A 25,904-nucleotide genomic window follows, 5' to 3' on the forward strand; every position below is an offset into this window, starting at 1 on the left:
ATGTATCAGGGGGAAGGGAAGGTAGACGCCGAGCCCGCCCGTCATTGACCCCGAGATCATCCTCCTCGGGCCGCTGTTCAAGATCCGTTCCGTTCGTCAGACCGTGAAGGATGGATCGTGTCGACTTGTTGATCATTAGATCCGCCCCCTGTGTGTTCTTCTCACACCATTATATGGGACGAAGGACAAAAGGTGACCAAGAACGGGCAGGCGAGACTCCTGAGGGAATAGCAAGCAAAGGGAGACCCAGCAGTGACGCAGTCGCGATGCGGCTCCCTGCTTGCCCCTAGGAAAGCGAGCCATGTCCGGATTGGGCATAACACCTATACTTTGTCTATAGTCTGGACCCGCCATCACCATGGCGGGTCTTCATGTTCACGATTGTTTCAATGACTTCATCAATTGTTCATCTGGGGTCACATAGACGGTCTGTTGATCCGTATAGATGACGAACCCTGGTTTCGCACCGCTCGGTTTTTTCACGAAGCGAGCACGTGTGTAATCGACAGGGACGCCACTCGACGCACGTGCCTTCGAGTAATAGGCTGCGACTGATGCGGCTTCGAGTAATGTCGTCTCATCCGGTTCCGTCGAACGAATGATGACGTGAGAACCTGGGATGTCTTTGACGTGTAACCAAATCTCGTCACGACGCGCAAATTTGAACGTCAGATGGTCGTTTTGTGTATTATTCTTCCCGACGAAGAATTCTGTGCCCGTTGAAGAGGTGTATGCCTCGAGTGAAATCTTCGGATTTGCTTTTTTCTTTTGACGCTTTTGACGGATGTATCCTTCTTCTGCGAGTTCTTCCCGAATCTCGAGCAGATCCGATGGTGATGCGACGTCGAGTTGCGCGATGAGTGTTTCTAGGTACGCAATCTCCGCATCGTTCAGTTCAAGCTGTTTCTTTACTTCGACTTTCGCGACTTTCAGTTTGTTGTATTTCTTATAGTATTGTTGCGCATTCTCATTCGGTGTTTTGAGTGGGTCGAGTGGAATGGAGATGGTCGCACCGTTCTCGTCATAATAATCAACGACTTCGGCAACACGCATCCCTTTCTCCAATTGGAACAGATATGTCGTCAACAACTCACCGTATTTTTGTAACTCATCCGCTCGCTCCGTCGCTTTCAAATCATCCAAGAGGCGGCGGCGTTTCAATTGATTCTTTTCGAGTTCTGATTTTAAGAGACGTTCGACATCGTGCGCTTGTTGTCTGACGCGGTCCCGGTTCGCCTTTTCATAATAGAAACGGTCGAGCACTTCTTTACTCGATTCATACGTTTCCTCGGTTTCGATGTCTCCAGCTGTCAACGCAATCGGAGCGAATCGTTCTTTCCCACTCGCGAGTTGTTGAAAGACGTATGGTCCGTCGAGTTGACGTAGAACGTTCTCGAACGCTTGCTGCAAGGAATCACGGTTCGGCATCTTCGTGAGATGGACGACTTCTTGAGCGATTTGAGGGCTGACGCCTGCGAACGTGGCGACAATTTGTTTATCCAACTTACCGGCATTCCAATCGATGCGCTTCAATCCTTCCGTCATTTCTGTCAACGGATCAAACTTGTTTTGTTCAGGCGGGAGTAGATAGTCACTTCCTGGCATGATTGTCCGGTACGTATTTTGTGAAGGGGGAAGATGTTTGATTGCATCTAAAATCTTGCCCTCTTCCGTCGTCAAGACGACGTTCGAGTGGCGCCCCATCAGTTCGATGTATACTTTCTTCGATTCTTCATCGCCGAGCTCATTACGAGAGCGAACCGAAATGACGATGACGCGGTCCCGTCCGATTTGTTCGACCGCCGTGATGAATCCGCCTTCTATATGCTTACGAAGCATCATGCAAAACATCGGTGGTTCTTGCGGATTTTTAATCGGTGTATCCGTCAATTGGAGACGGGCATACATTGCGTTTGCTGATATGAGTAGTTGCGCGTTCTGTCGATTCGAGCGAATCTGTAGCATCAAGTCGAGTGAATACGGTTGATGTACTTTGTTGACTCGTCCTCCGACGAGCGATTGTAATTCTTTTACGACACGATATGTCATTAATCCATCATAAGCCAATGATCTCATCACCTTTGTTCATTTTCTGTCTCTACGTTATCAGAAAAACAGAAAATATGGTACGATGGAGTAGGAAATCCGAACTTCTTCTTGCCGGAACAATTGATTGACTGCTATTATAATTAAATGTGATGTTAGAAGATGGAGGGCTTGCAGTGAATTTTAAAGAACGAGGATTATTAATCGTTTTGTCTGGACCAAGCGGTGTCGGTAAAGGAACCGTTTGTCGTGCTCTTCGTGAGGAAGAGGACAACAACCTTAAATATTCGGTGTCGGCTACGACTCGAAAGCCACGTGAAGGGGAAGTTGAGGGAATACATTACTTTTTTAAATCGAGAGAAGAGTTCGAACGGATGATCGAACAAAAAGAACTGCTTGAACATGCCGAATTTGTCGGCAACTATTACGGGACGCCTGTAGAGTGGGTGCGTGAAACGCTCGAAAACGGCCAAGATGTCATTCTTGAAATTGAGGTGCAAGGGGCGTTCCAAGTGAAGGAACTTCTCCCGGAAGCCGTCTTTTTATTCTTGGCACCACCTAGCCTTCAAGAGCTCCGTAATCGTCTCATCGGACGGGGAACAGAGTCAGAAGAAGTCATCAAGCAACGCCTGCTCGTCGCGCGTGAGGAAATCGAGTTGATGGATGCCTATGACTACGTCGTCACGAACGACGAGGTCGACAAAGCCATCGATCGAATTAAAGCGATCGTGACAGCTGAGCATTGTAAACGTGAACGTGTTGCGTCACTCTATAAAAAAGCTATGATGGAGGTCATTTAATGTTATACCCTTCGATTGATGCCTTACAACGTGTTATCCCGTCAAAATACACGATCGTTACGGTCGCTGCAAAACGGGCGCGTCAGATTCAAGATGGAAAAGCACCGAAAGTCGCCGAGCCAAAATCATATAAGCCGGTCGGTCAAGCGTTAGAAGAACTATTTTCGGGTGATACGACAATCATCGTGAACGAAAAAAACAACGGATGAAGTGTGACCCAAGTCGTTTGCGACTTGGGTCTCATTGTCTATAAGGGGGAGTTTGGGAATGGTGAAGGATCGTACTATTTTGTTATGTGTGAGTGGTGGCATCGCGGCTTATAAAGCGTGTTCGCTCACATCGAAATTGGTTCAAGCCGGAGCGAATGTTCACGTCGCGATGACAAAGTCAGCAGAACAATTCGTGGGTCAGGCGACCTTCCAGGCACTCAGTCGAAACCCGGTCTATACGGACGTATTCGAAGAACATGACCCGACAAAAATTGCCCATATCGATGTGGTCGACTCGAGCGACTTGATCGTCGTGGCTCCAGCAACGGCAAACACCATTGCGAAATTAGCGAACGGGATTGCCGACGACTTCATCACGACGTCGATTTTGGCGGCGAAGTGTCCAGTTATCGTCTCACCGGCGATGAATGTGAATATGCTCGAACATCCTGCGACGCAGCGAAACATCGAGACGTTGAAATCATACGGCTATCAGTTGATTGAGCCCGGCGTCGGCAATTTGGCATGTGGTTGGATTGGCGGTGGACGTCTACCGGAACCTGAAGATTTGGTTCGCATCATCGAGAGTCAGTTCGTTCCGAAACTATATATGGGGAAAGAAGTATTGATCACGGCTGGTCCAACTGTCGAACGCATCGATCCGGTCCGTTACTTATCAAACGACTCATCTGGAAAAATGGGTGTAGCGCTCGCTGAAGTGGCACGTGACATGGGCGCCCGCGTCACACTCGTCCACGGTCCTCTTCAAGTCCCGGTCCCAGACGGTGTGAAGGCCATTCCGGTCGAGTCGAGTGAAGAGATGCTTCGAGAAGTGACGAGCCGCTTCGAGTTGCTCGACCTCGTTGTGAAGTCGGCAGCGGTCGCGGACTATCGCCCGAAAAACGTTTATTCAGAAAAACATAAAAAGGTTCACGGTCCGCTCACAATCGAACTTGAAGAAACGACAGACATTTTAAAGACACTTGGTGAACAGAAGACCCATCAAGTGTTGGTCGGCTTTGCGGCAGAGACGGAACGACTTGAGGAGCATGCGGCAGCCAAACTGAATCGAAAGAATGTCGATTTCCTCGTTGCTAACGATGTATCTGGCAGTGACATCGGATTCGGTGCGGACGACAATGAGGTCGTCTTGTTTAGCGGGGACGGATCGATTCTTAAGTTGCCGAAACAATCGAAAAAAGAGTTGGCCTTCGAGTTGCTCACATACTTTAAGGAAGCGGTCCGATGATTGCACATGTTCATGTCGATGCGCCGGTGATCACGATTGATCGCCCGTTTGATTATGAAGTACCCGAACAGTTTGAGACGTTGATTGAACCAGGTATGCGTGTATCGGTTCCGTTCGGGTCACGACGTTTACTCGGAATCGTCGTCGGAACGTCAGACGGGACGAGAGAAGGATTGAAACCGTTAGAAGCCTTGTTAGATGAGGAATCCTCACTCACGGAAGAATTACTCGACCTGTCAATCCATGTGAAAGAGACGACGCTTTGCTTTCGGTCATCCGCTCTTCTTGCGATGCTCCCGGCTGCGCTCAAGGTCAGCTATGACAAAGAAATCAAAGAAGGTCAGGTCCCAGACGGTGTCCGTTTAGGAACGCATCTGTCTGAATATCCGAAAGACGTACAATCGCTCATCCTCGGGCTAGCTAAAAAGGGGGAATTGACTCTTGCACCTGTCTTGAAAGAAAAGAAAACGGTCAAAACCGATGTCCTTGTCGAGCTACTCGATGCGACTGTCGTCTCGAAACGTGCGAAAAAGCAACTCGAGGCAATCCGTCAGCTTGAAGAGACTCCTCGTATGTATTGGTCCGCGCTTCGACAAATCGGATTGACCCGTCCGCAGCTACAAAAGCTCGCGGACTTAGGTGCAGTTCGATTGACCGAGGTAGAATTGAATCGTGATCCGTACGCGACGATTGAACAAGTCAAAGAAACGGTCCAATTAAATGACAGTCAGGCGAGAGCGGTCCAGGCCATCCATGAGGCGGACGCGGGCGAGACACTTCTCGTCCATGGTGTGACGGGGAGTGGGAAGACTGAGGTCTATTTAGAATCAATCGGACAAGTCATCGATGAAGGGAAACAGGCGATCTTACTCGTCCCTGAGATCAGCTTGACCCCGATGATGGTGAAACGGTTTAAGCGACGGTTCGGTGAACGGGTCGCGGTCTTACACAGTGCACTTTCAAAAGGTGAGAAGTATGATGAGTGGCGAAAAATCAAACGTCGTGAAGTCGACGTCGTCGTCGGCGCACGTTCTGCCATCTTTGCCCCGCTCGACCGACTTGGTCTGATCATATTAGATGAAGAGCACGAGACGACGTACAAGCAAGAAGAGAATCCGCGCTATCATGCGCGTGATGTCGCCATTTGGCGGGCGCGGTATCATGGGTGTCCGGTCGTATTAGGCAGTGCGACCCCATCACTTGAATCGTATGCTAGAGCACAAAAAGGTGTCTACCGCTATTTACATTTGAAAGAGCGGTATGGTGGCGAGATGCCGCCGGTCCACATCATCGATATGCGTCGTGAGCTGGCCAAGGGCAATACGACAATGTTCTCGGAAGAATTGTTTAACGGCATCCTCGACCGAATCGAGAAAAAAGAGCAGTGCGTTATTTTGCTAAATCGTCGCGGGTTTACTACATTCGTCATGTGCCGTGATTGTGGAGAAGGGATGACATGTCCGCATTGCGCCGTCAATTTAACGTATCATCAACATGGAGACCGGTTGAAGTGTCATTATTGCGGCTACGAGGTAGGTATGCCATCGACGTGTCCGTCATGTAGCAGTAAGAAAATCAAACAGTTCGGGTCAGGCACTCAAAAAATCGAGACAGAATTACTGAACCGAATTCCAGAGGCGCGCATCATTCGTATGGATCAAGATACGACGTCACGAAAAGGTTCACATGAGCAATTGTTGCGCCGTTTCGAAGAAGGAGAGGCTGATATTTTACTCGGCACGCAGATGATCGCAAAAGGACTCGACTTCCCGAACGTCACACTCGTCGGGGTGCTCGCAGCGGATGCGACGCTCGGAATGCCTGATTTTCGGGCGACCGAACGTACCTTCCAGCTCGTCACACAAGTGGCAGGACGTGCGGGACGGGGAAAACTTCCAGGTGAAGCATTCGTCCAAACGTATAATCCTGACCATTATGTGATTGAAACAGCGAGTGAACATGATTATGAGTCGTTTTTTGCCAAAGAGATGGGTCTAAGGCAAGTCGGAAATCATCCTCCGTATTGGTTTTTGACGCTCGTCACGTTTTCGGCGGAAAATCCGCTTGTCGCCAAGAGTGAGGCGGAATTGTTCGCATCCGACTTTTTACAAGCGCAAGTGGAAAACAGCCGCTTGAACGGTCCAATGCCTGCGCCTTTGTCAAAGCTGAAGAACGCGTATCGCTATCAAGTGTTTATAAAAACGAAGCAACCCGAAGCGCTCTATGTGGAGCTGGCACGATTACAGCAAGCAAGAGCAAAAGCGATCAGTAAGAAAGAATATCAAATGAGTATCGATGTGAACCCATACGTATTCATGTGAGGTGGAGAGACATGTATAAAGTAGTAGAAGTACCAAATGAAATTTTACGCGTGACGTGCGAACCAGTGACAAAGTTCGATAAAAAGTTACGTCAAACGGTCGACCGTTTATTCGATACAATGTATGAGTATGATGGAGTCGGTGTCGCGGCACCGCAAGTCAATTTGAATCAGCGACTTGCGGTCGTCCATACAGACGATGAGACGGGACCGCTCGTCTTGATCAATCCGGAAATCATTGAGACGTCAGGTCGAGAAGTCGGACTTGAAGGATGTTTAAGTATCCCGGGTGAATTCGGATTCGTGGAACGACATGAATCGATTGTCGTCAAAAATCAGGACTTGAAAGGACGTACTTATACGGTTAAAGCGAATGGCTTTTTTGCCCGTGCGATTCAACATGAGATGGACCATCTGGACGGCGTCTTGTTCACAGACAAGCTCGCGGTGCCTAATTCCGGGAAGGACAAACGCATCGTCTTCATGGGTACGCCGACGTTTGCCGTATCTGTACTTGAGCGACTGCTTGAAGAAGGATACAATGTCGTAGGTGTCGTTTCTCAGCCCGACAAACCGGTCGGTCGAAAACGTGAGCTGAAGCCGACGCCTGTAAAAGAATGTGCCCTTCGTCATGGGATTTCGGTTCTACAGCCCGAGAAAGTTCGAACAGATTATGCAGAGATTTTAGAGTTACGCCCAGACCTCATCGTCACAGCGGCGTACGGACAAATCGTTCCGACTGGATTACTCGAGGCACCGCCAAACGGAGCCATCAATGTCCATGCCTCTCTTCTTCCAAAATACCGTGGAGGTGCACCGATTCATCAAGCGATCCTCGATGGTGAGTCTGAGACGGGTGTGACGATCATGTATATGGTCGACAAGTTGGACGCAGGTGATATGATTGCCAATACGATTGTACCGATTAAAGAAACGGATACAGTCGGATCATTGTTTGATAAACTAGCTGTAGCAGGCAGTGACCTGCTCATTCGCACCCTTCCGGCCTTCTTGGAAGGATGGATTGAAGCAGTCCCTCAAGATGAACGTGAGGTAACATTTGCGCCAAATATCAGCCGTGAGCGGGAACAGATTGATTGGACGATGGACGGGGAAGCCATATACAACCATATTCGAGGTATGAATCCCTTCCCGACTGCCTATTCAACACTGGACGGAGAACGGGTGAAGTTGTTCATGGGAGAAAAAACGACCGGCACAGGACAACCTGGAGTAGTTATTCGTCTCGAAGAAGACGGATTTGTCGTGGCGACCGGAAACGATGTTGCCATCAAAGTGACGGATTTGCAACCGGCCGGTAAAAAACGAATGGATGGTGCGACCTTCATGCGTGGCGCCGGACAGAAGCTACGTGTTGGCGACCGATTAGGAGGAAATCATGAACGTACGTGAAGCAGCGCTTGATACGCTGATGAAAATTGAACAGGGCGGCGCGTACTCTACGATTGCCGTCAATGACACATTGAAACAAAAAAAGGTGGGCCCAAAAGATGTCGGCCTTTATACAGAACTCGTTTACGGGACACTAAGCCGTAAGGGAACACTCGATTACATTTTAAAAGATCGCATTCGTTCCCCGAAGAAGCTCGATAAGTTCGTCCTCCCGCTACTTCGAATGAGTGTGTATCAACTCTTTTATCTCGATAAAGTACCGGACCGAGCCGTCCTACATGAAGCGGTCGAAATCGCGAAGAAACGGGGGCATCATCTCGGAACGAGTAAGTTTGTGAACGGGGTGTTACGTAACGTCCTCCGTGAAGGGTTTCCGGACTTCAGTGGCTTGACCGACGCGGAAAGGATTTCAATCGAGCATAGTCACCCGGAATGGCTCGTCGCAGACTGGATTGACTTGTATGGGGTCGAGACGGCAGAGGCGATTTGTCAATTGAACAACGAACCTGCTCCTGTAACGGTTCGGGTCAACCGCAAACGTATTACGGTAGATGAGATGATGAGCAAATTGGCTGACGCAGGTGTTCTGACGTCGCGGTCTGAACTATCCATTGATGGACTAGTAGTAGAGTCCGGAAACGTCCATTCGACCTCATTCATCGAGGAAGGCCTTTTGTCGATTCAAGATGAGAGTTCGATGATTGTCGCAGATGCCCTCGGTGTTTCGACAAATGATCATATTTTGGACGCGTGTGCCGCCCCTGGTGGGAAGGCGATGCATACGGCCGAGCGAATGGAAAATGGGTCGCTCACCGCACTAGATTTACATCCACATAAAGCAAAGTTGATCGACCAGCAAGCCAAACGTTTACACATCAATGGAGTGACCGCACTTGCCCTTGATGCTCGTTTAGCAGGTGAACGGTTTGAACGAGAGAGCTTTGATCGGATTCTTTTAGACGTTCCGTGTTCAGGACTCGGCGTCATTCGCAGGAAGCCGGATATTAAATGGACGAAGGATAAGACTCAGCTTGAAAACTTACCAAAGATCCAACGACAAATCATCGATGCCGTATTGCCACTGCTCAAACCAGGTGGTACGCTAGTTTACTCGACATGTACGATCGACCCGTCTGAAAATGAGATACAGGCTGACTACATTCTGTCGAAAGGATTGGCGTGGGACGAAACGCTCAAAGGACGTCTCCCGCAATCTGTTCGTCCGATCATGGAATCGGACCGTGCTGAACTAAAATTATTACCGACGACATTCGGTACCGACGGCTTCTATATCGCCGCATTTAAGAAAGAGGTATAAAACAATGAATCCAAAAGCAGTTGAAAAGAATCCACTCGTAGGCGCAAAGCCGTCACTCTATTCGTTGACGTTTCCTGAACTCGAGACATGGGTGATCGAAGCAGGAGAAAAGTCATTCCGAGCGAAACAGTTATATGACTGGATGTACGTCAAACGTGTCATAACTTTCGACGATATGACGAACGTCCCGAAAGCGCTTCGCGACAAACTTGAAGCATCCTTCCAATTGACGACATTAAAAGAATTGGTCAAACAAGAATCACAGGACGGTACAATCAAGTTCCTATTTGAATTACAAGACGGTTATTCGATTGAAACGGTTCTTATGCGTCACGAATACGGAAACTCAGTTTGTGTCACGACACAAGTCGGATGTCGCATCGGATGTACGTTCTGTGCGTCCACACTCGGTGGATTGAAACGAAATTTAGAAGCCGGTGAAATCACGGCGCAGGTTCTCGACGTGCAGCGTGCATTAGACGCAACAGGAGAGCGTGTCGACTCGGTCGTCGTCATGGGAATCGGCGAGCCGTTCGACAACTACGATGAGTTGATGCGTTTCTTACGTACGGTCAACCATGACAACGGGCTCAACATCGGAGCGCGTCATATCACGGTATCAACAAGTGGGATCGTTCCTAAAATTTATAAGTTTGCCGATGAAGGAATGCGAATCAACTTCGCCATTTCGCTTCACGCGCCAACGACTGAATTGCGCACCAAGCTCATGCCAATCAACCGTGCCTTTGACTTAGACAAGTTGATGGACTCGGTCCGTTATTACACGGAAAAGAGCGGTCGTCGGATCACGTTTGAATATGGACTCTTCGGTGGCGTAAATGATACGGAAGAGTATGCCCATCTTTTAGCGGACCTATTGAAAGGAATCAAATGTCACGTCAACTTGATCCCCGTCAACCATGTACTCGAACGTGATTACGTACGGACACCACGAGCTCAAATCTTCGCCTTTGAAAAAGTGCTCAAAGACCGCAACGTGAACGTAACGATTCGCCGCGAGCAAGGATCGGATATCGATGCCGCTTGTGGACAGCTTCGAGCGAAGGAGCGCGAACAAGAAACGAGGTAATCAGATAGATGGAATTAGCATTTCGAACAGATCGCGGACAAGTACGCACACAAAATGAAGATGCAGTTTTAATCTTAGGCGATACCTTATCAGGAATTGCGCTAGTTGCAGACGGGATGGGTGGACATGCAGCGGGAGAGGTCGCGAGTCAAATCGTGATTGAAGAGTTTCGACGTGCTTTCCCGTCGCTCCCTCAAACTCCTGTCGAAATCGAACGATGGTTCCGCCATCACATCGACCTGGCGAATGAACAAGTGCTACAATTTGCGAAGCAATCCGATCTCGTCATGATGGGAACGACTGTAGCGGCCGTTTGTTGGAGCAGGGAGACGGTTGTGATTGTCCATATTGGAGATAGTCGTGTCTATGCGCTCCAAGCGAACGAATTGAGACGTCTTACGGAAGACCATTCTTACGTCAACGTGCTCAAACAGCTCGGTGAATTGACGGAAGAAGAGATGCGGATTCATCCGAAACGAAATGTCATCACTCGGGCGATCGGTTCAAGCGAACAGGTCAAACCTGACGTGCAAGTGCTCGCTGACCCTGAGTTTGATGTGATTTTAATTTGTACGGATGGATTGACGACGCATATGACCGATGGGGCGATTCAACACGTTTTACAACAAGCTGTATCGGCTGAACAAAAAGCTGAACAACTCATTGCGGAAGCCAATCAATTGGGAGGGAGCGACAACATCACGGTCGCCCTCATTCAATTTACAGATAGAAAGAGAGGATGAATCCGATGCGAAGCGGAGAACGAATCAACGATCGTTATCGGATCGAACAACAAATCGGCAGCGGAGGCATGGCAAATGTCTACCGAGCTCATGACGAGATCTTAAACCGAACCGTCGCCATCAAGGTGTTGCGATCTGAATTCTCACATAACGAACAATTTATACGCCGGTTCGAGCGAGAAGCCCATGCGGCTACGAGTCTGAACCATCCGAATATCGTCGCCATCTATGACGTCGGCGATGAAGAAGATTTGTACTATATCGTCATGGAGCATGTCGATGGGGTGACATTGAAACAATATTTGCAAGAAGAGTACATATCTGTCGATGAGGCACTGCGTATCATGGGACAGATTTGTGATGCGATAGATCATGCCCATGCGAACCGAATCATTCATCGTGATATCAAACCACAAAATATGATGATTGATCAACTTGGAAACGTGAAGGTGACCGATTTCGGGATTGCGGTTGCGATGTCGAATGCGACGTTGACGCATACGATGTCGGTACTTGGATCTGTCCACTATTTCTCGCCTGAACAAGCACGTGGTAAATTTGCTGATGAGAAGTCAGATATTTATTCGCTCGGTGCCGTCCTTTATGAGCTGTTGACAGGTCGTGTGCCGTTCATAGGAGAGACACCGGTTGCCGTTGCGCTTCAACATCTGCAGGACGATCCAATTCGACCGATGGACTTGAATCCGAATATTCCCCAAGCACTTGAAAACTGTGTCATGCAAGCGTTGGCGAAGTCACCGGGAGCCCGTCATACTTCGGTTGCAGCCTTCAAGAAAGATTGTATGACCGCATTGAGTCGTGAACGTGCCGATGAACCGAGACGTCTCCCAACCAATCAGGATGAGTTCGACAAAACGCTCGTCATGACACCAATCATGACTGAAGAAAAAACGGAAACACCTGGATCGACATCTTCAATTTCTGCATCAAAAGAGCAGGAAGCTGAAGAACAGCCACCGCTCAAAAAGAAGAAGCGTAAATGGTGGATTTGGATTTTGCTCGTCGTGTTATTAATTGGTGGTGGTATCGCAGCATACGTGGTCGCTGATGAGGTGTCACGTGCCGTCGTACCTGATGTTGTCGGAATGAGCATCGGTGATGCCACGTCTGAACTTGAAAACGCAGGCTTTGTCGTCGAAGTGACAGAGCGGGCGAGCGATGACGTCAAAGAAGGTGAGGTCATTTCGCAAAACCCTCAAGAAGGACGTAAACCGAAACGAGGCACGACGGTGTCAATTGTCGTTTCTGCCGGTAAAGAGACGGTCGAGATGCCGAATGTGGAAGGACTTTCGCAAACTGCGGCTGAACGAATGCTAAAAGACTTGGCGTTCAGTGACCTTGAAATTAAAACAGAGGCTTCAGAAACGGTCGACAATGGAGATGTTATTTCCCAATCGCTCGAACCAGGTGAAGAGGTCGTGCCGTCCGAAGTAACGGTCACGCTCGTCGTATCGACAGGAAGCAACAAAGTGGAACTGTCGAATCTTGCCGGGTACACGTTCGAGGAAGCATCGACCTATGCTGAGCAAAACAAACTGAAAATTGTGAGACGTGATGAATTTTCGACAAGTGTTCCAAAAGGTCAAATCATCCGCCAACTTCCGACGGCAGGGACTGCAGTTGACCCTGGTACAGAACTCACAGTCATCGTCTCAGAGGGCGTTGAACCGACCGATGTTTCGATTGAACGAGAAGTCAGTGTCGAAGTCGAGCAACCGGATAAAGACAAAAAACCGAAAGCGGTCGAAGTCGTCATTCGTACGGTCGATGCACGTGGTGAAATTGAAGTATTACGAGATGAAATCACAGAAACAACAACGTATTCGTATACGCTCGTCATTGCCCCCAACGAAGTCGGGACAGCAACGATTGAAGTTGATGGTGAGATCGTCCGAACCGATTCAGTCACATATGCGCAAGCCAAAGAGGCACAATAAAGAGGTGACGGTAGCGTCACCTCTTTTTAAAGGAGGTAGTCATATTGAAAGGAACGATTATTCGCTTACAGGGTGGATTTTATGATGTCATGACCGAATCGAATCAAGAGATTCGGTGTCGCGCCAGAGGAAACTTTCGGAAACGTAACATCTCGCCTGTAGTTGGTGACGATGTAGTGATTCAAGACCAAGAGGATGGGACCGGATATATTCTTGAAGTAGAGGAGCGTCAGAACCATCTCGTCCGACCGCCGATTGCCAACATCGATCAAGCATTTCTCCTCTTTTCAGTAAAAGAGCCAGCATTTTCCTATCATTTGCTTGATCGATTCCTCATTCTGATTGAGTCAAAACAGATCCATCCGATCATCGTCTTGACGAAGATGGACTTGCTGAGTGAAACAGAAACCGGACCGATTCAAGAGGCGGCCGATTGCTATCGTGCAATCGGATATGATGTGATTGAGACGTCAACGGAGCTTTCGGATGGAGTCGAGCAAGTACGGAGACTCTTTAAAGGGAAGACGAGTGTCTTTGCCGGGCAGACGGGCGTCGGAAAAAGTTCGCTACTGAATGCAGTCGCACCAGAACTCGAGTTAGCAACCGGTAAAATCTCCAAGTCGCTCGGTCGGGGGAAGCATACGACGCGTCATGTGACGTTGATTCAATTGGCGGACGGATTAGTAGCAGATACACCGGGATTTTCGAGTTTGGAGTTTCCACAGGAACTCGAGACTGATGAGCTCAGATGGTGTTTCCCGGAGTTTGTCGAACGACACGACGATTGCAAGTTCCGAGGATGTGTTCACATCAACGAACCAGGCTGCGCCATTAAACAAGCCGTTCAAGATGGTAAAATTGCTTCAACTCGCTACGATAATTATGTTACCTTTATGGAAGAGTTAAATGATCGAAAACGGAGGTATTGACAGATGATTAAAATTGCACCATCCATTTTAGCTGCCGATTTTGCCAATTTGGAGGCAGAAGTGAAAGCTGTTCAAGAAGCGGGAGCAGATTATATCCATTTCGATGTGATGGACGGTCAGTTCGTGCCAAACATTTCGATTGGTCTACCTGTGCTCGCGAGCTTACGTAAAAAATCAGATATGGTCCTCGATGTGCACTTGATGATTGACCAACCGGAGCGATACGTGGAAGATTTTGTGAAGGCAGGCGCGGATATCGTGACCGTTCATGTGGAAGCAACGAACCATTTGCATCGTGTCTTGCAACAAATCAAAGTGGCTGGTGCGAAATGTGGAGTCGTCTTGAATCCGCATACACCATTGTCGACGATCGAACATGTGCTCCCAGATGTTGATATGGTATTGCTCATGACCGTCAACCCAGGGTTTGGTGGACAAGCGTTCATTGAATCGGTCGTACCGAAAATTTCAGCGCTCAACCAACTGCGTCAGGATCGCCAACTTGATTTTGAAATTGAAATCGATGGTGGGGTCAACGAAGAGACGGCGAAACATTGCATCGATGCGGGTGCCGATGTACTAGTTGCCGGTTCGGCCATCTACAATCAACCGGATTATAAAGCAGCCATCGATAGCATTCGTGGCGCATCTCGTGTATAATCAACGATAGAACAACAAGATATTGTCGCAAGGGGTGTCACATGATGTGGCTGAGAGGCATACGCTAACCCTTTGAACCTGTTCCGTTCACACGGACGTAGGGATGTGGCGAAAATGCACGTTGCGAATCTAAGCAGCATGGCGTTTACGTCATGCTGCTTTTTGTCGTTTAAACAGTTAAAGGAGGAAGAAAGATGAAATCACGTTTTAAATTACAAGCGCTCATCGAAATTTCATTGTTTGCGGCGCTCGGGCTAATCTTTGATTTACTCATCCCATACCGCTTGCCACAAGGGGGTTCGATTAGTCTAGCGATGCTCCCAATCTTTGTGATGGCATTCCGTCACGGATTGAAAGGGGGACTTGCGACAGGTGCACTCGTCGGGACGCTTCAACTGTTGTTCGGTGCCTACATCTTCACACCTGTACAGTTCTTGCTCGACTATACGGTCGCTTATGGCCTCGTCGGTATGGCGGGTATGTTTGCTGGTCGTGTGAAACAGGCGGCCGGTCAAGGTGCGACGAAGACACTCGCGACATATTTGGTGCTCGGTGCCTTGATCGGGTCGGTGTTGCGTTATGCGGCACATGTCATCTCGGGTATCGTCTTTTTCGCCGAGTATGCGGAAGGTCCGGTCGTAGCGTATTCACTCGGTTATAACGCGACGTACATGGCCCCATCCTTTATTATTTCAGCCATCGTATTAGTATTACTCTTTACAACAGCTCCACGTTTCACACGTGTAGCTACACGGGACATTCGTCAATGAATGTCTTGATCGTCGCGGCAAGTCCGGAAGTTATTCCTTTACCGCGTCATGCCGATTATGTCATCGGTGTTGATGGAGGTTATCAGAGACTGTTAGATGAAGGGATTGAACCGGACGTTGTGGTCGGAGATTTTGACTCGTTTGTGGGAAAACCACCGAAAGAAGCGTTACGCTATCCGTCCGAGAAAGATATGACGGACCTTGAGATTGCGCTTCAGTTGGCAAGAGAGCGAGGGGCAACGAGGATGCACGTATACGGGGCGCTCGGTGGACGAGTCGATATGACGTTCGCGAACGTCGGTTTGCTCGAGAAGTATCCTGAGATGGTTTTGCATGGGAATGGTCAAACGGTCTATCTCGTTAAAGCCGGTGATTATAGCTTTTCAAAAAAAGAAGGCTACTATTTGTCTTTCATACCTTGGAAGACAGCGACTATTTCTATTGATGGTGTCAAGTACCCGCTCGAACATCATGACATCAAGAGTGAAGAAGCGCTGACGATTTCCAATGAATGGACTGAAGCATTTGCCCGATTGACGGTTCATCGGGGGATCGTTCTCGTCATGGTCGTCAAAAAATAAGCAAAAAAAATCCCATCGGCGAATGCCGTTGGGATTTATTCGTTCGTGTATAAGTATTATACGCGTTCAACGAGACCAGATTTAAGTGCGCGAGCTGAAACCCAAACGCGTTTCGGTTTACCGTCAACGAGAATACGAACTTTTTGTACGTTCACACCCCAAGTACGTTTTGTCTTGTTGAGTGCGTGCGAACGGTTGTTACCTGATTTAGGTGATTTACCTGTTACGTAGCATTTACGTGCCATGCGTTTCCCCTCCTTTTTTATGTGGGTTCGTCCTAATAGACACTCGTTTATATTAGCACGGCTTTTTTCCCGATGCAACTAGAAAATCATACCATGACAAGAAAAAAACTTGACATTACTCGCAAGGATTTGAATAATGAATGAGGTTATCGCGCTAATTGACCGAGTTTCTGGAGCAGGTTCTTTTAATAACTAGGTACTTATTGTAGAATGTACATTAGGAATCATTCCGAATAAAGGAGGCTACTCCATATGGCAATTGAAATGAAGACAACATATGGCAATATTGACATCACAAGTGACGTCATCGCAACACTCGCAGGTGGTGCAGCGATGGAATGCTTCGGTGTGGTCGGCATGGCTTCACAAGCACAATTGAAAGACGGCATTGCTGAATTGTTAAAACGTGAAAATTATGCACGTGGTGTCGTCGTACGTCAAGAAGATGAAGATGTACATATCGACATGCACATCATTGTAAGCTACGGAACGAAAGTATCTGAAGTCGCATACAACGTGCAAAGCCGAGTGAAGTACACGCTTGGAGAAACTTTAGGATTAAACGTTTCGTCGGTAAATATATTCGTTCAAGGCGTTCGTCTGACGAATGACTGACGAAAACGGAGGAGGATTTGGTGTGGGTTTAAAACGTTTAGATGGATTGGCGCTCTCAAACATGATTGCGAACGGAGCGACCAACTTGAGCCAAAACGCAGATTATGTAGATTCGCTTAACGTCTTCCCGGTTCCAGACGGAGACACGGGAACGAACATGAATTTGACGATGACGTCAGGTGCGAAAGAAGTAGCGGCCATGAACTCATCAAATATTGCAGAGGTGTCATCAAAGTTCGCTCGCGGACTGCTCATGGGGGCACGTGGGAACTCGGGCGTTATTTTAAGTCAGTTGTTCCGCGGATTCGGTAAAGCCGTTGAAGGAAAGACAGAACTCACGACAGTTGATTTTGCGGAAGCTCTCAAGCGAGGTGTCGACACGGCATACAAGGCGGTTATGAAACCGGTTGAAGGAACGATTTTGACGGTTGCTCGTGAAGCGGCCGACGAAGCGCTCCTTGCATCAGAGTCGACAAGTGATTTCACTGAATTTATGAAACGTGTCATCGTTGAAGCGAAAGCATCGTTAGATCGTACGCCGGACTTGTTACCGGTATTAAAAGAAGTCGGTGTTGTCGACTCTGGCGGTCAAGGACTTCTCGTCATCTATGAAGGATTCCTCGCGAGCCTAGAAGGCAAAGAACTCGAAAAACCTCATGCTCCAGTGATGGATGCGTTGATCGAGGCAGAGCATCACGCGCATGCGGCGCAAGGATTCATGTCAACAGAAGACATTGAATTCGGCTACTGCACGGAAATTATGGTTCGTTTCCAAGATGATAAGTTGAAAGATACACCATTCAACGAAGACACGTTCCGTAACGAATTGTCTGAACTAGGGGACTCACTTCTTGTCGTCGCGGACGAAGAATTATTAAAAGTTCACGTTCACGTCGAGACACCAGGTGAGGTCATTACGAAAGGGCAGCGCTTCGGTGAACTCGTCGCAGTCAAGATCGAGAACATGCGTCAACAGCACTCGACAATTCTCGAAGAAGAACACGGCATAAATCTACAGGGCGTTCAACAAGATGAGAAACCAAAAGCACCATTTGCAATCGTGACGGTGGCAATGGGTGAAGGTGTCAGTGAGTTGTTCCGTTCCCTCGGATCGGCACACGTCATCGAAGGCGGACAGACGATGAACCCATCAACAGAAGATATCGTCAAGGCGATTGAATCTGCACATGCGGAACATGTCTTCATCTTCCCGAATAACTCAAATATCATCATGGCTGCTGAACAAGCAGCGTCTGTCGCACCTTGTGGCGTGTCGGTCATTCCAACGAAGACGGTCCCGCAAGGCCTTGCAGCAGCAATCGCCTTTAATCCTGAGGCAGATGTCGAGATGAACGAACAAGCGATGAAGTCGGCTGCTGAGACAGTGAAATCCGGCCAGGTGACGTACGCTGTTCGTGATACGAGCATCGATGGCGTTGAGATTAAAAAGGACGAGCATATGGCGATTGCAGAGAAGAAAATCGTCTCGTCGTCTTCATCAAGCCTTGAAGCGGCTAAGCGACTAGTCGATGCTCTCATCGACGCGGATGACGAAATCATCACAATTTTAACGGGTGAAGGTTCATCTGAATCAGATGTAGAAGCGTTGACGTCATATATCGAATCAGTGAATGATGAGATAGAAATTGAAGTTCACGACGGCAAACAACCGCTTTACTCTTATATTTTTAGTGTGGAATAAGCTGTTTCAAGTCCCTACCTTCTGTATAATGAAGGTAGGGATTTTTGAAAGGGGGAAAATTGATGAAATATCGTAGTGTGTTTGACATTATCGGTCCAGTCATGGTCGGTCCGTCGAGTTCACATACAGCAGGAGCCGCTCGAATTGGGTTGATGGCAGGGAAGTTGTTCGGGAGAACACCACGTACCGCGCATATCACATTTTACGGGTCATTCGCTGACACATATCGAGGTCACGGGACAGATGTTGCCATCGTCGGTGGAATCATGGGATTTGATACGTTCGACTTGAGAATCCCGCAGGCGTTAGACATCGCTAGTGAGAAAGGCATCGAAGTCATCTTTGAAACGAGTGATTTGTTGACAGATCATCCGAATACGGCACGCGTCCTGCTCGAAGATGAACTTGGGACATTTGAAATCGTCGGCGTCTCAATCGGTGGGGGAACGATTGAAATTACCGAATTGAACGGGTTCCCGTTAAAATTGACAGGAGGGGGACCCGCACTCGTCGTCTTACACCATGATCGATTCGGTGCAATCGCAGCAGTTACGGGAGTTTTGGCGAATCACCAATTGAACATCGGTCATATGGAAGTGAGCCGTCACGAAAAAGGAATGCAGGCCTTGATGGCCATTGAGATTGATGAGACCATCCCTGCTGACGTGCTAGCAGAACTCGAGCGGTTGCCACAAATTGAACGGATAGCTATTTTTGGGGAATAAGGAGAATGTGTGATGTTTAAATCAGTAGAAGAGTTAGTGACGATTGCCACAGAACGAGGCATTCCGATTTCTGAAGTGATGATCGAACAAGAGATGCACGTCAGACGCTCAAGTCGGGAGGACATCATCGGTATGATGAACCGGAATCTCGAGGTGATGGAAGAAGCGGTCGAACGTGCGCTCCAAGGTGTCACGTCTGTTACGGGATTGACGGGGAACGATGCCGTACTCATGCAAGACTATATTCGCTCAGGCAAATCGCTTGCCGGAGACCTCATTTTAGATGCGGTGTCAAAAGCAATCGGGACGAACGAAGTGAATGCCGCGATGGGACGAATCTGTGCGACACCAACTGCGGGGAGCGCGGGCGTCGTGCCAGGAACGTTGTTTGCAGTGAAGGATCGTCTCGAGATGGACCGTGATGCGATGATTCGTTACTTGTTCACATCAGGTGCATTCGGATTCGTCGTGGCGAACAACGCCTCCATATCGGGAGCGGCGGGCGGATGCCAGGCCGAGGTCGGATCGGCGACCGCGATGGCTGCAGCTGCAATCGTCGAAGCGGCCGGCGGAACACCGGACCAATCGGCTACAGCATTTGCAATCGCACTTAAAAACATGCTTGGTCTCGTCTGTGATCCTGTGGCGGGTCTCGTAGAAGTCCCATGCGTGAAACGTAACGCTATGGGTGGTGCCAATGCAATTGTCGCCGCAGACATGGCGCTCGCGGGCATCACCTCGCGTATTCCATGTGATGAAGTCATCTCGGCGATGCATGAAGTCGGTCAAATGATGCCGACCGCATTAAAAGAGACGGCAAAAGGTGGACTTGCCAATACACCAACGGCTCGTCGTCTCGAACGAAATATATTTGGAGCGAAAGAAGATGCGAAACAATGAACGACTGACGACTTTGAAAGGAGTCGGGCCAGAAATGGCCAAAAAATTAGAAGTGATGGGACTTGTTCGAATCGAGGACGTGCTAGAGCACGTCCCGTTTCGTTATGAGAATTATAATAGCGGAACTGTGACCACGGCTATACATGGGGACCTTGTCAAATGGAGTGGGACAGTCCAAGGCGAACCGCTCGTTCGTTATTATAGTAAAGGTAAAAATCGCCTTCAGTTCAGACTATTACTAGAAGAACGGTATGCAGTTCAAGTGACGATGTTCAATCGCGCGTTTTACAAGGACAAGCTAGTGATTGGCGAAACGGTGACGGTCAAAGGAAAATGGGACATGAATCGGATGACGATCAGCGCGACCGACCTCGAATTTGGTGCCCCGTCAGGCGGACTACAGCCGATTTATTCACTTCGAGCCGGGCTGACGCAAAAGAATTTCAGTCGAATCGTGAAACTGGCTTTTGAACAGGTGAGCGATCTCCCGGAACAGGTGCCGCAAGTCATTCGCGACCGGTATCGACTAGAAGATCGGATGACGATGCTTCGTGGGATGCACTTTCCAGATACTGTTGACACTTATAAACGAGCGAGACGAAGTTATGTATATGAAGAATGTCTCATGTATCAATTGAAATTGCAGGCGTTTCGGAAAATGGAGCGGTCAGGAAACGGTCGGGCCCTTCAACTCGACAAACATCAATTGAATGAATTCGTCAAACGACTCGCATTTCCGTTAACGGGAGCTCAGACACGGGTCATCCGTGAAATTGTATCTGACCTTGAAAAACCAGAACGGATGAACCGACTATTACAAGGGGATGTCGGGAGCGGGAAGACCGTCGTTGCCGCGATTGCCTTGTATGCGACCGTCATGGCAGGGTATCAGGGTGCATTGATGGTGCCGACCGAGATTTTAGCAGAACAACATGCGACGTCTTTACAGGAATTGTTTGAACCGTTTGGCATCACGATCGCCCTGTTGACGAGCTCGGTAAAAGGAAAGGCGCGAGAAGCGCTCCTTACAGCAATCCAATCAAGAGACGTCGACATCATCGTAGGGACACATGCACTCATTCAAGGGCCGGTCGAGTTTTCGAATTTACATTTGGCGATCACGGACGAACAGCACCGTTTTGGTGTCGAGCAGCGGAAGAAGCTACGAGACAAGGCTGAATTTGCGGACGTGTTATATATGACCGCGACTCCGATTCCAAGAACACTTGCTATCAGTGCGTTCGGAGAGATGGACGTCTCGACAATCGATGAGATGCCAAAAGGACGAAAACCGATTGAAACGTATTGGGCGAAACATGACCAAATCGATCGTGTTCATTCGATGGTCGATCGGGAACTGTCGCTCGGTCGCCAAGCATACGTGATTGCGCCACTTATTGAAGAGTCGGATACGCTCGAAGTGGAGAGTGCGACGGCTTTGTATGAAATTTTGAAAGACCGCTTCCCGAATCATGAAGTCGGACTGATGCACGGAAAGTTATCGAGTGCTGAAAAGGATGACGTGATGAAGTCGTTCGCCGATAATGCGACACAAATTCTTGTGTCGACGACTGTCGTCGAGGTAGGCGTGAACGTTCCGAACGCTTCTCTCATTATCATTCATGATGCCGAACGTTTTGGGCTCGCCCAGTTACATCAGCTGAGAGGCCGGGTTGGTCGTGGCGCCCATCAATCATTCTGTGTCCTTGTCGGAGACCCTAAGTCCGACGTCGGAAAAGTTCGGCTGAAAACGATGACTGAAACGAACGACGGCTTCGTATTAGCGGAAAAAGATTTGGAGTTACGTGGTGCCGGTGATTTCTTCGGTACCGCGCAGAGTGGTCTACCAAGCTTCCGGGTCGCCGATCCCGTTCTCGATTTGAAAGTGATGGAAGTGGCGAGACAAGATGCTGTGGCGATGCTCGAAAGTGATGCATTTTGGCATGAAGACCAGTTTAAGGTGCTACGTAGCTATTTAAAACAACTCGACCTTCTCGTAGGGGAAAGGTTAGAATAATACTTGAAAATGACGACTAAAGAATATATACTGCTATTAGTACCAGGTGTTAAGTTCTTTAGTGATTAGTTTAGGAGGGAACTGAATGCGGGTACCTAAGAAAGAGCGGCAACGCTTGTTACAAGAGACGATTGAACACAACCCGTTCATCAAAGACGAAGAACTATCAAAACAGTTTTCCGTCAGCATCCAGACGATTCGGCTCGACCGGATGGAATTAAAAATTCCAGAAGTAAGGGAACGAATCAAACATGTGGCTTCCGAACATCTCGATGAAGTCAAATCGCTTTCAATGAGCGAGGTCATCGGTGATATGATTGACTTAAAACTAGATGACTCTGCCATCTCAGTCCTCGATATAGAAAAAGAACACGTCTTTAGCCGCAATGAGATTGCCCGTGGACACGTCTTGTTCGCGCAAGCCAACTCGTTAGCGGTGGCGCTCATCAATGATGAATTGGCGTTGACCACTAAAGCGGACATCCGCTTCAGTCGCCAAGTCCATCTTGGAGAGCGAGTCGTTGCCAAGGCTCGTGTGATGAAGCTACGTGGGGACGGGAGAACAGATGTCACGGTCGAAAGTTATGTCGGCGAGGAGTGCGTCTTTGACGGCGACTTCACGATTTACCGACGTGGTGAGGAGGAACAAGCATGAAGTTAGCGATTGATGCAATGGGTGGCGATCACGCACCGAAGGCGATTGTGGAAGGTGTGAAACGGTTCGTCGAACAATATCCGAACGAATCGATGGAACTCTTTTTAGTCGGTGATGAGGTAAAAATTGCCTCATACGGTCTTGACGACCCGCGTGTGACGGTCGTTCCAGCAAGTGAGATCATCACAAGTGAGGATGAACCGGTTCGAGCGGTTCGCCGTAAGAAAGACAGTTCGCTCGTTGTAGCGGCAAAGCTCGTCAAAGAAGGGAAAGCGGATGCCCTCGTGTCTGCCGGAAATACCGGGGCATTGATGGCGGCATCTCTTTTCATCATCGGACGAATCCCGGGAATCGAGCGTCCGGCATTATCTCCGACGTTCCCTACATATACAGGTAGTGGTGTCGTCGTACTAGATGTCGGAGCGAATCCGGATGCGAAGGCCGAACACCTTGTAGATTATGCGATCATGGGTTCGCTCTATGCGGAACACGTCCGTGGCATTAAAACGCCACGTGTCGCCCTTCTCAATATTGGGACAGAAGCCGGGAAAGGAAATGCGCTCACAAAAGATGCGTTCCCCCTCCTTGAAGAGGCCCCTGTCCACTTCGTTGGAAATGTCGAGGCACGTGAAGCGATGTCAGGTGACGTGGACGTCATCGTGACAGAAGGATTTGCTGGAAACATCTTATTAAAAGGTGTAGAAGGCTCGTCGGCGATGCTCATGAAAATGATGAAAGAACAATTCACGAGCAATCTTGTATCAAAACTCGCCGCTCTCATCTTAAAACCAAAATTAAGACGATTGAAAGAAACGCTTGATTATCGCGAACATGGTGGAGCTGGATTATTTGGGATCAATGCGCCTGTCATCAAAGCTCATGGGTCGAGTGATGCACTCGCGATCATGAGTGCATTGAAACAGGCAAAAATCATGGTAGACCACGATGTCGTCGATAAAATCAAGCGTGCCAAAGCGATAGACTAAGCGAAAGCAGGTGAGGACATGGGGAAAGTAGCATGGGTGTTCCCAGGACAAGGCTCTCAAGCCGTAGGAATGGGACAGACATTTTTAGATCATCCGGAGACACTTCAAGCAATCGGGCGTCGACTCGGGTTTGACCTTCTTGAAGTCATGTCATCGGGATCGAAAGAAGACCTTCAAGCAACTGAAGTCGCACAGCCGGCCATCGTGGCGCATGCCTCGTTGCTCGCAAAAGCCTATGCGGATAAAGGGGCGGCACCAGATGTCGTGATTGGGCATAGCGTAGGTGAATACGCAGCGCTCGTCAGTGCGGGTGTCATCGATTTAGAAGAGGCGACCGTGCTCGTCCGTGAACGTGGTCATTTGATGTCTGAAGTGAAGGACGGAACGATGGCGGCTGTCGTCGGGATGACCGATTTGACAGAAGCGCATCACATCACAGAAAAAATCAGTGCGAGCGGGGATTTGGTTCAAATCGCTAACTTGAATTGTCCTGGTCAATTTGTGATTTCAGGGCATGTCGACGCTGTCGAACAGGCGAGCGTTGAATTGAAAACCGCTGGTGCGAAACGGGTATTGCCATTGAATGTATCTGGAGCGTTTCATAGTTCCTACATGATGCCGGCAGCGACACGATTCCAAGATGTCCTCGCCTCGTCACCGTTTGAAGCGGCTTCAGTCGACTTTATCTCGAACGTGGATGCTGCTGTACATCGTGACCCTGAACAATTGAAGGTGCTATTGACGAAACAACTTTATTCGTCAGTCCGCTTCGAGGATTGTGTTCGAAAAGCGATTGCAAATGGTGTGGACACATTCATTGAATTCGGTCCGTCTTCACCACTTTCTGGATTGATTAAACGAATCGATTCGAGCGTTTCGATTCAAAAGGCGACCACGCTCGAAGAAGTCGCCTCGTTAGGAGGAGAAGTTCGTGCATGATCAAGTAGCGATTGTGACTGGCGCGTCCCGTGGAATCGGTGCGGCCATCGCGAAACGTTTAGGGGAAGACGGTTTTCGAGTCGTCGTGAACTACTCGGGTAGTGAACAGAAGGCAAATGACGTTGTGACAGCGATTGTGGAGGCAGGCGGAGAAGCCATTGCCGTGAAGGCAGACGTCTCAAACGCAGATGATGTTAAAGCGCTCGTCAAGACGACAGTCGATTCATTTGGACGAATCGATTGCCTCGTCAACAATGCGGGGATTACACGTGACGGGTTACTCATGCGAATGAAAGAAGGCGATTTCGAAGACGTGCTATCGACGAACTTGAAAGGGGCCTTTCTGACATCGCAAGCCGTCACGCGACCTTTGCTCAAATCGAATGCAGGTCGAATCATCAATATCGCCTCGGTTGTCGGGATTACTGGAAATGCGGGACAGGCGAATTATGCGGCTGCGAAAGCAGGGTTAATCGGATTGACAAAATCGGTGGCTCGCGAACTCGCGGGACGTCATGTGACAGTCAATGCCGTGTGTCCTGGTTTCATTCAAACCGACATGACCGATGCCTTGACAGATGCACAACGAGAGGCTACACTCGAGCAGATTCCGTTCAACCGTTTTGGTCAAGTCGAAGAGGTGGCGAATCTCGTCTCGTTCCTAGCATCAGAACAAGCCGCATATGTGACCGGACAGACAATTGCCGTCGACGGTGGCATGACAATGGCGTAAAAGAGAACTTTACCAACAGACTGACATTTAATATACTTACCTTTGGAGGGATTTTATCATGACAAAAGAACAAATTTTAGTAGACGTACAAGAAGCAGTGGCAGAGAAGCTCGGGAAAGATGTATCTGAGATCACAGCGGACAAATCATTCAAGGATGACCTTGGCGCTGACTCGCTCGAAGTGATGGAAATGGTGATGGACCTCGAAGATAAATTCGACATCACAATCGAAGACGAGGACGCTGAAAAACTTGCGACTGTCGGCGACGTAGTGGCTTATATCGAAACAAAAGTGTAATCA

At 48.8% G+C, this 25,904-nt stretch carries 25 protein-coding genes and 1 riboswitch; of the genes, 23 read left to right on the forward strand and 2 right to left on the reverse strand.

Annotated features, from left to right (window positions below; translation table 11 throughout):
- Positions 1 to 375: 375 nt before the first annotated feature.
- Entirely contained in the window at positions 376 to 2,067 is a 1,692-nt protein-coding gene (locus KNO95_RS02205; RefSeq protein ID WP_214702268.1) for an Rqc2 family fibronectin-binding protein, read from the reverse strand.
- A 131-nt stretch (positions 2,068 to 2,198) separates the two neighbouring features.
- On the opposite strand from KNO95_RS02205, the gene gmk reads away from it, so the two are divergent.
- The 13 genes from gmk to KNO95_RS02270 all read left to right on the forward strand — a co-directional run bounded on the left by gmk (position 2,199) and on the right by KNO95_RS02270 (position 16,086).
- Complete coding sequence (gene gmk / locus KNO95_RS02210; RefSeq protein ID WP_214702267.1) at positions 2,199 to 2,846, forward strand: guanylate kinase; 648 nt, start codon at positions 2,199 to 2,201, stop codon at positions 2,844 to 2,846.
- Positions 2,846 to 3,055 (forward strand): DNA-directed RNA polymerase subunit omega, encoded by a 210-nt coding sequence (rpoZ, locus tag KNO95_RS02215; RefSeq protein WP_026826295.1) that lies wholly within the window; start codon positions 2,846 to 2,848, stop codon positions 3,053 to 3,055. Before gmk ends, rpoZ begins: the two co-directional genes overlap by 1 nt.
- Positions 3,056 to 3,113: 58 nt before the next feature.
- On the forward strand, positions 3,114 to 4,304 hold the full coding sequence (gene coaBC / locus KNO95_RS02220; protein ID WP_214878208.1) for a bifunctional phosphopantothenoylcysteine decarboxylase/phosphopantothenate--cysteine ligase CoaBC: 1,191 nt from the start codon (positions 3,114 to 3,116) through the stop codon (positions 4,302 to 4,304).
- Complete coding sequence (gene priA, locus KNO95_RS02225) at positions 4,301 to 6,625, forward strand: primosomal protein N' (protein WP_214702265.1); 2,325 nt, start codon at positions 4,301 to 4,303, stop codon at positions 6,623 to 6,625. The genes coaBC and priA overlap by 4 nt, the downstream gene beginning before the upstream one ends.
- Before the next feature lie 11 nt (positions 6,626 to 6,636).
- Positions 6,637 to 8,037: a methionyl-tRNA formyltransferase gene (gene fmt, locus KNO95_RS02230; protein ID WP_214702264.1), complete on the forward strand. Its 1,401-nt coding sequence runs from the start codon at positions 6,637 to 6,639 to the stop codon at positions 8,035 to 8,037.
- Positions 8,024 to 9,355, forward strand: coding sequence for a 16S rRNA (cytosine(967)-C(5))-methyltransferase RsmB (rsmB, locus tag KNO95_RS02235; protein WP_214878210.1), 1,332 nt, complete (start codon positions 8,024 to 8,026; stop codon positions 9,353 to 9,355). The genes fmt and rsmB overlap by 14 nt, the downstream gene beginning before the upstream one ends.
- Before the next feature lie 4 nt (positions 9,356 to 9,359).
- A complete protein-coding gene (rlmN, locus tag KNO95_RS02240) occupies positions 9,360 to 10,445 on the forward strand; it encodes a dual-specificity RNA methyltransferase RlmN (RefSeq protein WP_214702262.1) in 1,086 nt (361 codons plus the stop codon).
- Positions 10,446 to 10,453: 8 nt separating this feature from the next.
- The gene (locus KNO95_RS02245; RefSeq protein WP_026826290.1) at positions 10,454 to 11,188 is read left to right on the forward strand and encodes a Stp1/IreP family PP2C-type Ser/Thr phosphatase; all 735 of its coding nucleotides are present in this window, start codon (positions 10,454 to 10,456) and stop codon (positions 11,186 to 11,188) included.
- Positions 11,189 to 11,193: 5 nt separating this feature from the next.
- Positions 11,194 to 13,146: a Stk1 family PASTA domain-containing Ser/Thr kinase gene (pknB, locus tag KNO95_RS02250; RefSeq protein ID WP_214878212.1), complete on the forward strand. Its 1,953-nt coding sequence runs from the start codon at positions 11,194 to 11,196 to the stop codon at positions 13,144 to 13,146.
- Between the two features lie 41 nt (positions 13,147 to 13,187).
- Complete coding sequence (gene rsgA, locus KNO95_RS02255) at positions 13,188 to 14,075, forward strand: ribosome small subunit-dependent GTPase A (RefSeq protein WP_214702870.1); 888 nt, start codon at positions 13,188 to 13,190, stop codon at positions 14,073 to 14,075.
- A gap of 3 nt (positions 14,076 to 14,078) precedes the next feature.
- The gene (rpe, locus tag KNO95_RS02260; protein ID WP_026826287.1) at positions 14,079 to 14,735 is read left to right on the forward strand and encodes a ribulose-phosphate 3-epimerase; all 657 of its coding nucleotides are present in this window, start codon (positions 14,079 to 14,081) and stop codon (positions 14,733 to 14,735) included.
- A 20-nt stretch (positions 14,736 to 14,755) separates the two neighbouring features.
- A riboswitch (TPP riboswitch) is annotated at positions 14,756 to 14,856 on the forward strand.
- Between the two features lie 73 nt (positions 14,857 to 14,929).
- Positions 14,930 to 15,505, forward strand: a complete 576-nt coding sequence (gene thiT, locus KNO95_RS02265) for an energy-coupled thiamine transporter ThiT (protein ID WP_026826286.1) — start codon at positions 14,930 to 14,932, stop codon at positions 15,503 to 15,505.
- Positions 15,502 to 16,086 (forward strand): thiamine diphosphokinase, encoded by a 585-nt coding sequence (locus KNO95_RS02270; RefSeq protein ID WP_214702260.1) that lies wholly within the window; start codon positions 15,502 to 15,504, stop codon positions 16,084 to 16,086. Before thiT ends, KNO95_RS02270 begins: the two co-directional genes overlap by 4 nt.
- A 56-nt stretch (positions 16,087 to 16,142) precedes the next feature.
- Here KNO95_RS02270 and rpmB read toward each other — a convergent pair whose 3' ends face one another.
- On the reverse strand, positions 16,143 to 16,331 hold the full coding sequence (gene rpmB / locus KNO95_RS02275; RefSeq protein WP_015881349.1) for a 50S ribosomal protein L28: 189 nt from the start codon (positions 16,329 to 16,331) through the stop codon (positions 16,143 to 16,145).
- Between the two features lie 252 nt (positions 16,332 to 16,583).
- On the opposite strand from rpmB, the gene KNO95_RS02280 reads away from it, so the two are divergent.
- From KNO95_RS02280 to acpP, 10 genes are all read left to right on the forward strand, one after another.
- A complete protein-coding gene (locus tag KNO95_RS02280; protein WP_015881350.1) occupies positions 16,584 to 16,946 on the forward strand; it encodes an Asp23/Gls24 family envelope stress response protein in 363 nt (120 codons plus the stop codon).
- Positions 16,947 to 16,968: 22 nt separating this feature from the next.
- Positions 16,969 to 18,648, forward strand: a complete 1,680-nt coding sequence (locus tag KNO95_RS02285; RefSeq protein WP_026826284.1) for a DAK2 domain-containing protein — start codon at positions 16,969 to 16,971, stop codon at positions 18,646 to 18,648.
- A gap of 62 nt (positions 18,649 to 18,710) precedes the next feature.
- Positions 18,711 to 19,373, forward strand: a complete 663-nt coding sequence (gene sdaAB / locus KNO95_RS02290) for an L-serine ammonia-lyase, iron-sulfur-dependent subunit beta (protein WP_214698189.1) — start codon at positions 18,711 to 18,713, stop codon at positions 19,371 to 19,373.
- A gap of 12 nt (positions 19,374 to 19,385) precedes the next feature.
- The gene (sdaAA, locus tag KNO95_RS02295; protein WP_026826282.1) at positions 19,386 to 20,273 is read left to right on the forward strand and encodes an L-serine ammonia-lyase, iron-sulfur-dependent, subunit alpha; all 888 of its coding nucleotides are present in this window, start codon (positions 19,386 to 19,388) and stop codon (positions 20,271 to 20,273) included.
- The gene (gene recG / locus KNO95_RS02300) at positions 20,260 to 22,290 is read left to right on the forward strand and encodes an ATP-dependent DNA helicase RecG (protein ID WP_214698191.1); all 2,031 of its coding nucleotides are present in this window, start codon (positions 20,260 to 20,262) and stop codon (positions 22,288 to 22,290) included. The genes sdaAA and recG overlap by 14 nt, the downstream gene beginning before the upstream one ends.
- Positions 22,291 to 22,375: 85 nt before the next feature.
- Positions 22,376 to 22,945 carry a transcription factor FapR gene (fapR, locus tag KNO95_RS02305; protein ID WP_015881355.1) on the forward strand — a complete coding sequence of 190 codons (570 nt, stop codon included), beginning with the start codon at positions 22,376 to 22,378 and terminating at the stop codon, positions 22,943 to 22,945.
- Positions 22,942 to 23,931, forward strand: coding sequence for a phosphate acyltransferase PlsX (gene plsX, locus KNO95_RS02310; protein ID WP_214702257.1), 990 nt, complete (start codon positions 22,942 to 22,944; stop codon positions 23,929 to 23,931). The genes fapR and plsX overlap by 4 nt, the downstream gene beginning before the upstream one ends.
- An 18-nt stretch (positions 23,932 to 23,949) precedes the next feature.
- Positions 23,950 to 24,870, forward strand: a complete 921-nt coding sequence (fabD, locus tag KNO95_RS02315; RefSeq protein ID WP_214878214.1) for an ACP S-malonyltransferase — start codon at positions 23,950 to 23,952, stop codon at positions 24,868 to 24,870.
- Positions 24,863 to 25,603 carry a 3-oxoacyl-[acyl-carrier-protein] reductase gene (gene fabG, locus KNO95_RS02320; RefSeq protein ID WP_214878216.1) on the forward strand — a complete coding sequence of 247 codons (741 nt, stop codon included), beginning with the start codon at positions 24,863 to 24,865 and terminating at the stop codon, positions 25,601 to 25,603. The genes fabD and fabG overlap by 8 nt, the downstream gene beginning before the upstream one ends.
- 58 nt (positions 25,604 to 25,661) lie before the next feature.
- Positions 25,662 to 25,901 carry an acyl carrier protein gene (gene acpP, locus KNO95_RS02325; protein WP_026826277.1) on the forward strand — a complete coding sequence of 80 codons (240 nt, stop codon included), beginning with the start codon at positions 25,662 to 25,664 and terminating at the stop codon, positions 25,899 to 25,901.
- The last annotated feature ends 3 nt before the right edge of the window (positions 25,902 to 25,904 follow it).

Source organism: Exiguobacterium sp. ERU653 (assembly GCF_018617775.1).
GTDB classification, from domain to species: Bacteria; Bacillota; Bacilli; order Exiguobacteriales; family Exiguobacteriaceae; genus Exiguobacterium; species Exiguobacterium marinum.

Coding starts and splice junctions, on each gene's coding strand:
- gmk (WP_214702267.1), top strand. CDS start 2,199: ATGTTAGAAGATGGAGGGCTTGCAGTGAATTTTAAAGAACGAGGATTA.
- rpoZ (WP_026826295.1), top strand. CDS start 2,846: ATGTTATACCCTTCGATTGATGCCTTACAACGTGTTATCCCGTCAAAA.
- coaBC (WP_214878208.1), top strand. CDS start 3,114: ATGGTGAAGGATCGTACTATTTTGTTATGTGTGAGTGGTGGCATCGCG.
- priA (WP_214702265.1), top strand. CDS start 4,301: ATGATTGCACATGTTCATGTCGATGCGCCGGTGATCACGATTGATCGC.
- fmt (WP_214702264.1), top strand. CDS start 6,637: ATGTATAAAGTAGTAGAAGTACCAAATGAAATTTTACGCGTGACGTGC.
- rsmB (WP_214878210.1), top strand. CDS start 8,024: ATGAACGTACGTGAAGCAGCGCTTGATACGCTGATGAAAATTGAACAG.
- rlmN (WP_214702262.1), top strand. CDS start 9,360: ATGAATCCAAAAGCAGTTGAAAAGAATCCACTCGTAGGCGCAAAGCCG.
- KNO95_RS02245 (WP_026826290.1), top strand. CDS start 10,454: ATGGAATTAGCATTTCGAACAGATCGCGGACAAGTACGCACACAAAAT.
- pknB (WP_214878212.1), top strand. CDS start 11,194: ATGCGAAGCGGAGAACGAATCAACGATCGTTATCGGATCGAACAACAA.
- rpe (WP_026826287.1), top strand. CDS start 14,079: ATGATTAAAATTGCACCATCCATTTTAGCTGCCGATTTTGCCAATTTG.
- thiT (WP_026826286.1), top strand. CDS start 14,930: ATGAAATCACGTTTTAAATTACAAGCGCTCATCGAAATTTCATTGTTT.
- KNO95_RS02270 (WP_214702260.1), top strand. CDS start 15,502: ATGAATGTCTTGATCGTCGCGGCAAGTCCGGAAGTTATTCCTTTACCG.
- rpmB (WP_015881349.1), bottom strand. CDS start 16,331: ATGGCACGTAAATGCTACGTAACAGGTAAATCACCTAAATCAGGTAAC.
- KNO95_RS02280 (WP_015881350.1), top strand. CDS start 16,584: ATGGCAATTGAAATGAAGACAACATATGGCAATATTGACATCACAAGT.
- sdaAB (WP_214698189.1), top strand. CDS start 18,711: ATGAAATATCGTAGTGTGTTTGACATTATCGGTCCAGTCATGGTCGGT.
- sdaAA (WP_026826282.1), top strand. CDS start 19,386: ATGTTTAAATCAGTAGAAGAGTTAGTGACGATTGCCACAGAACGAGGC.
- recG (WP_214698191.1), top strand. CDS start 20,260: ATGCGAAACAATGAACGACTGACGACTTTGAAAGGAGTCGGGCCAGAA.
- fapR (WP_015881355.1), top strand. CDS start 22,376: ATGCGGGTACCTAAGAAAGAGCGGCAACGCTTGTTACAAGAGACGATT.
- plsX (WP_214702257.1), top strand. CDS start 22,942: ATGAAGTTAGCGATTGATGCAATGGGTGGCGATCACGCACCGAAGGCG.
- fabD (WP_214878214.1), top strand. CDS start 23,950: ATGGGGAAAGTAGCATGGGTGTTCCCAGGACAAGGCTCTCAAGCCGTA.
- acpP (WP_026826277.1), top strand. CDS start 25,662: ATGACAAAAGAACAAATTTTAGTAGACGTACAAGAAGCAGTGGCAGAG.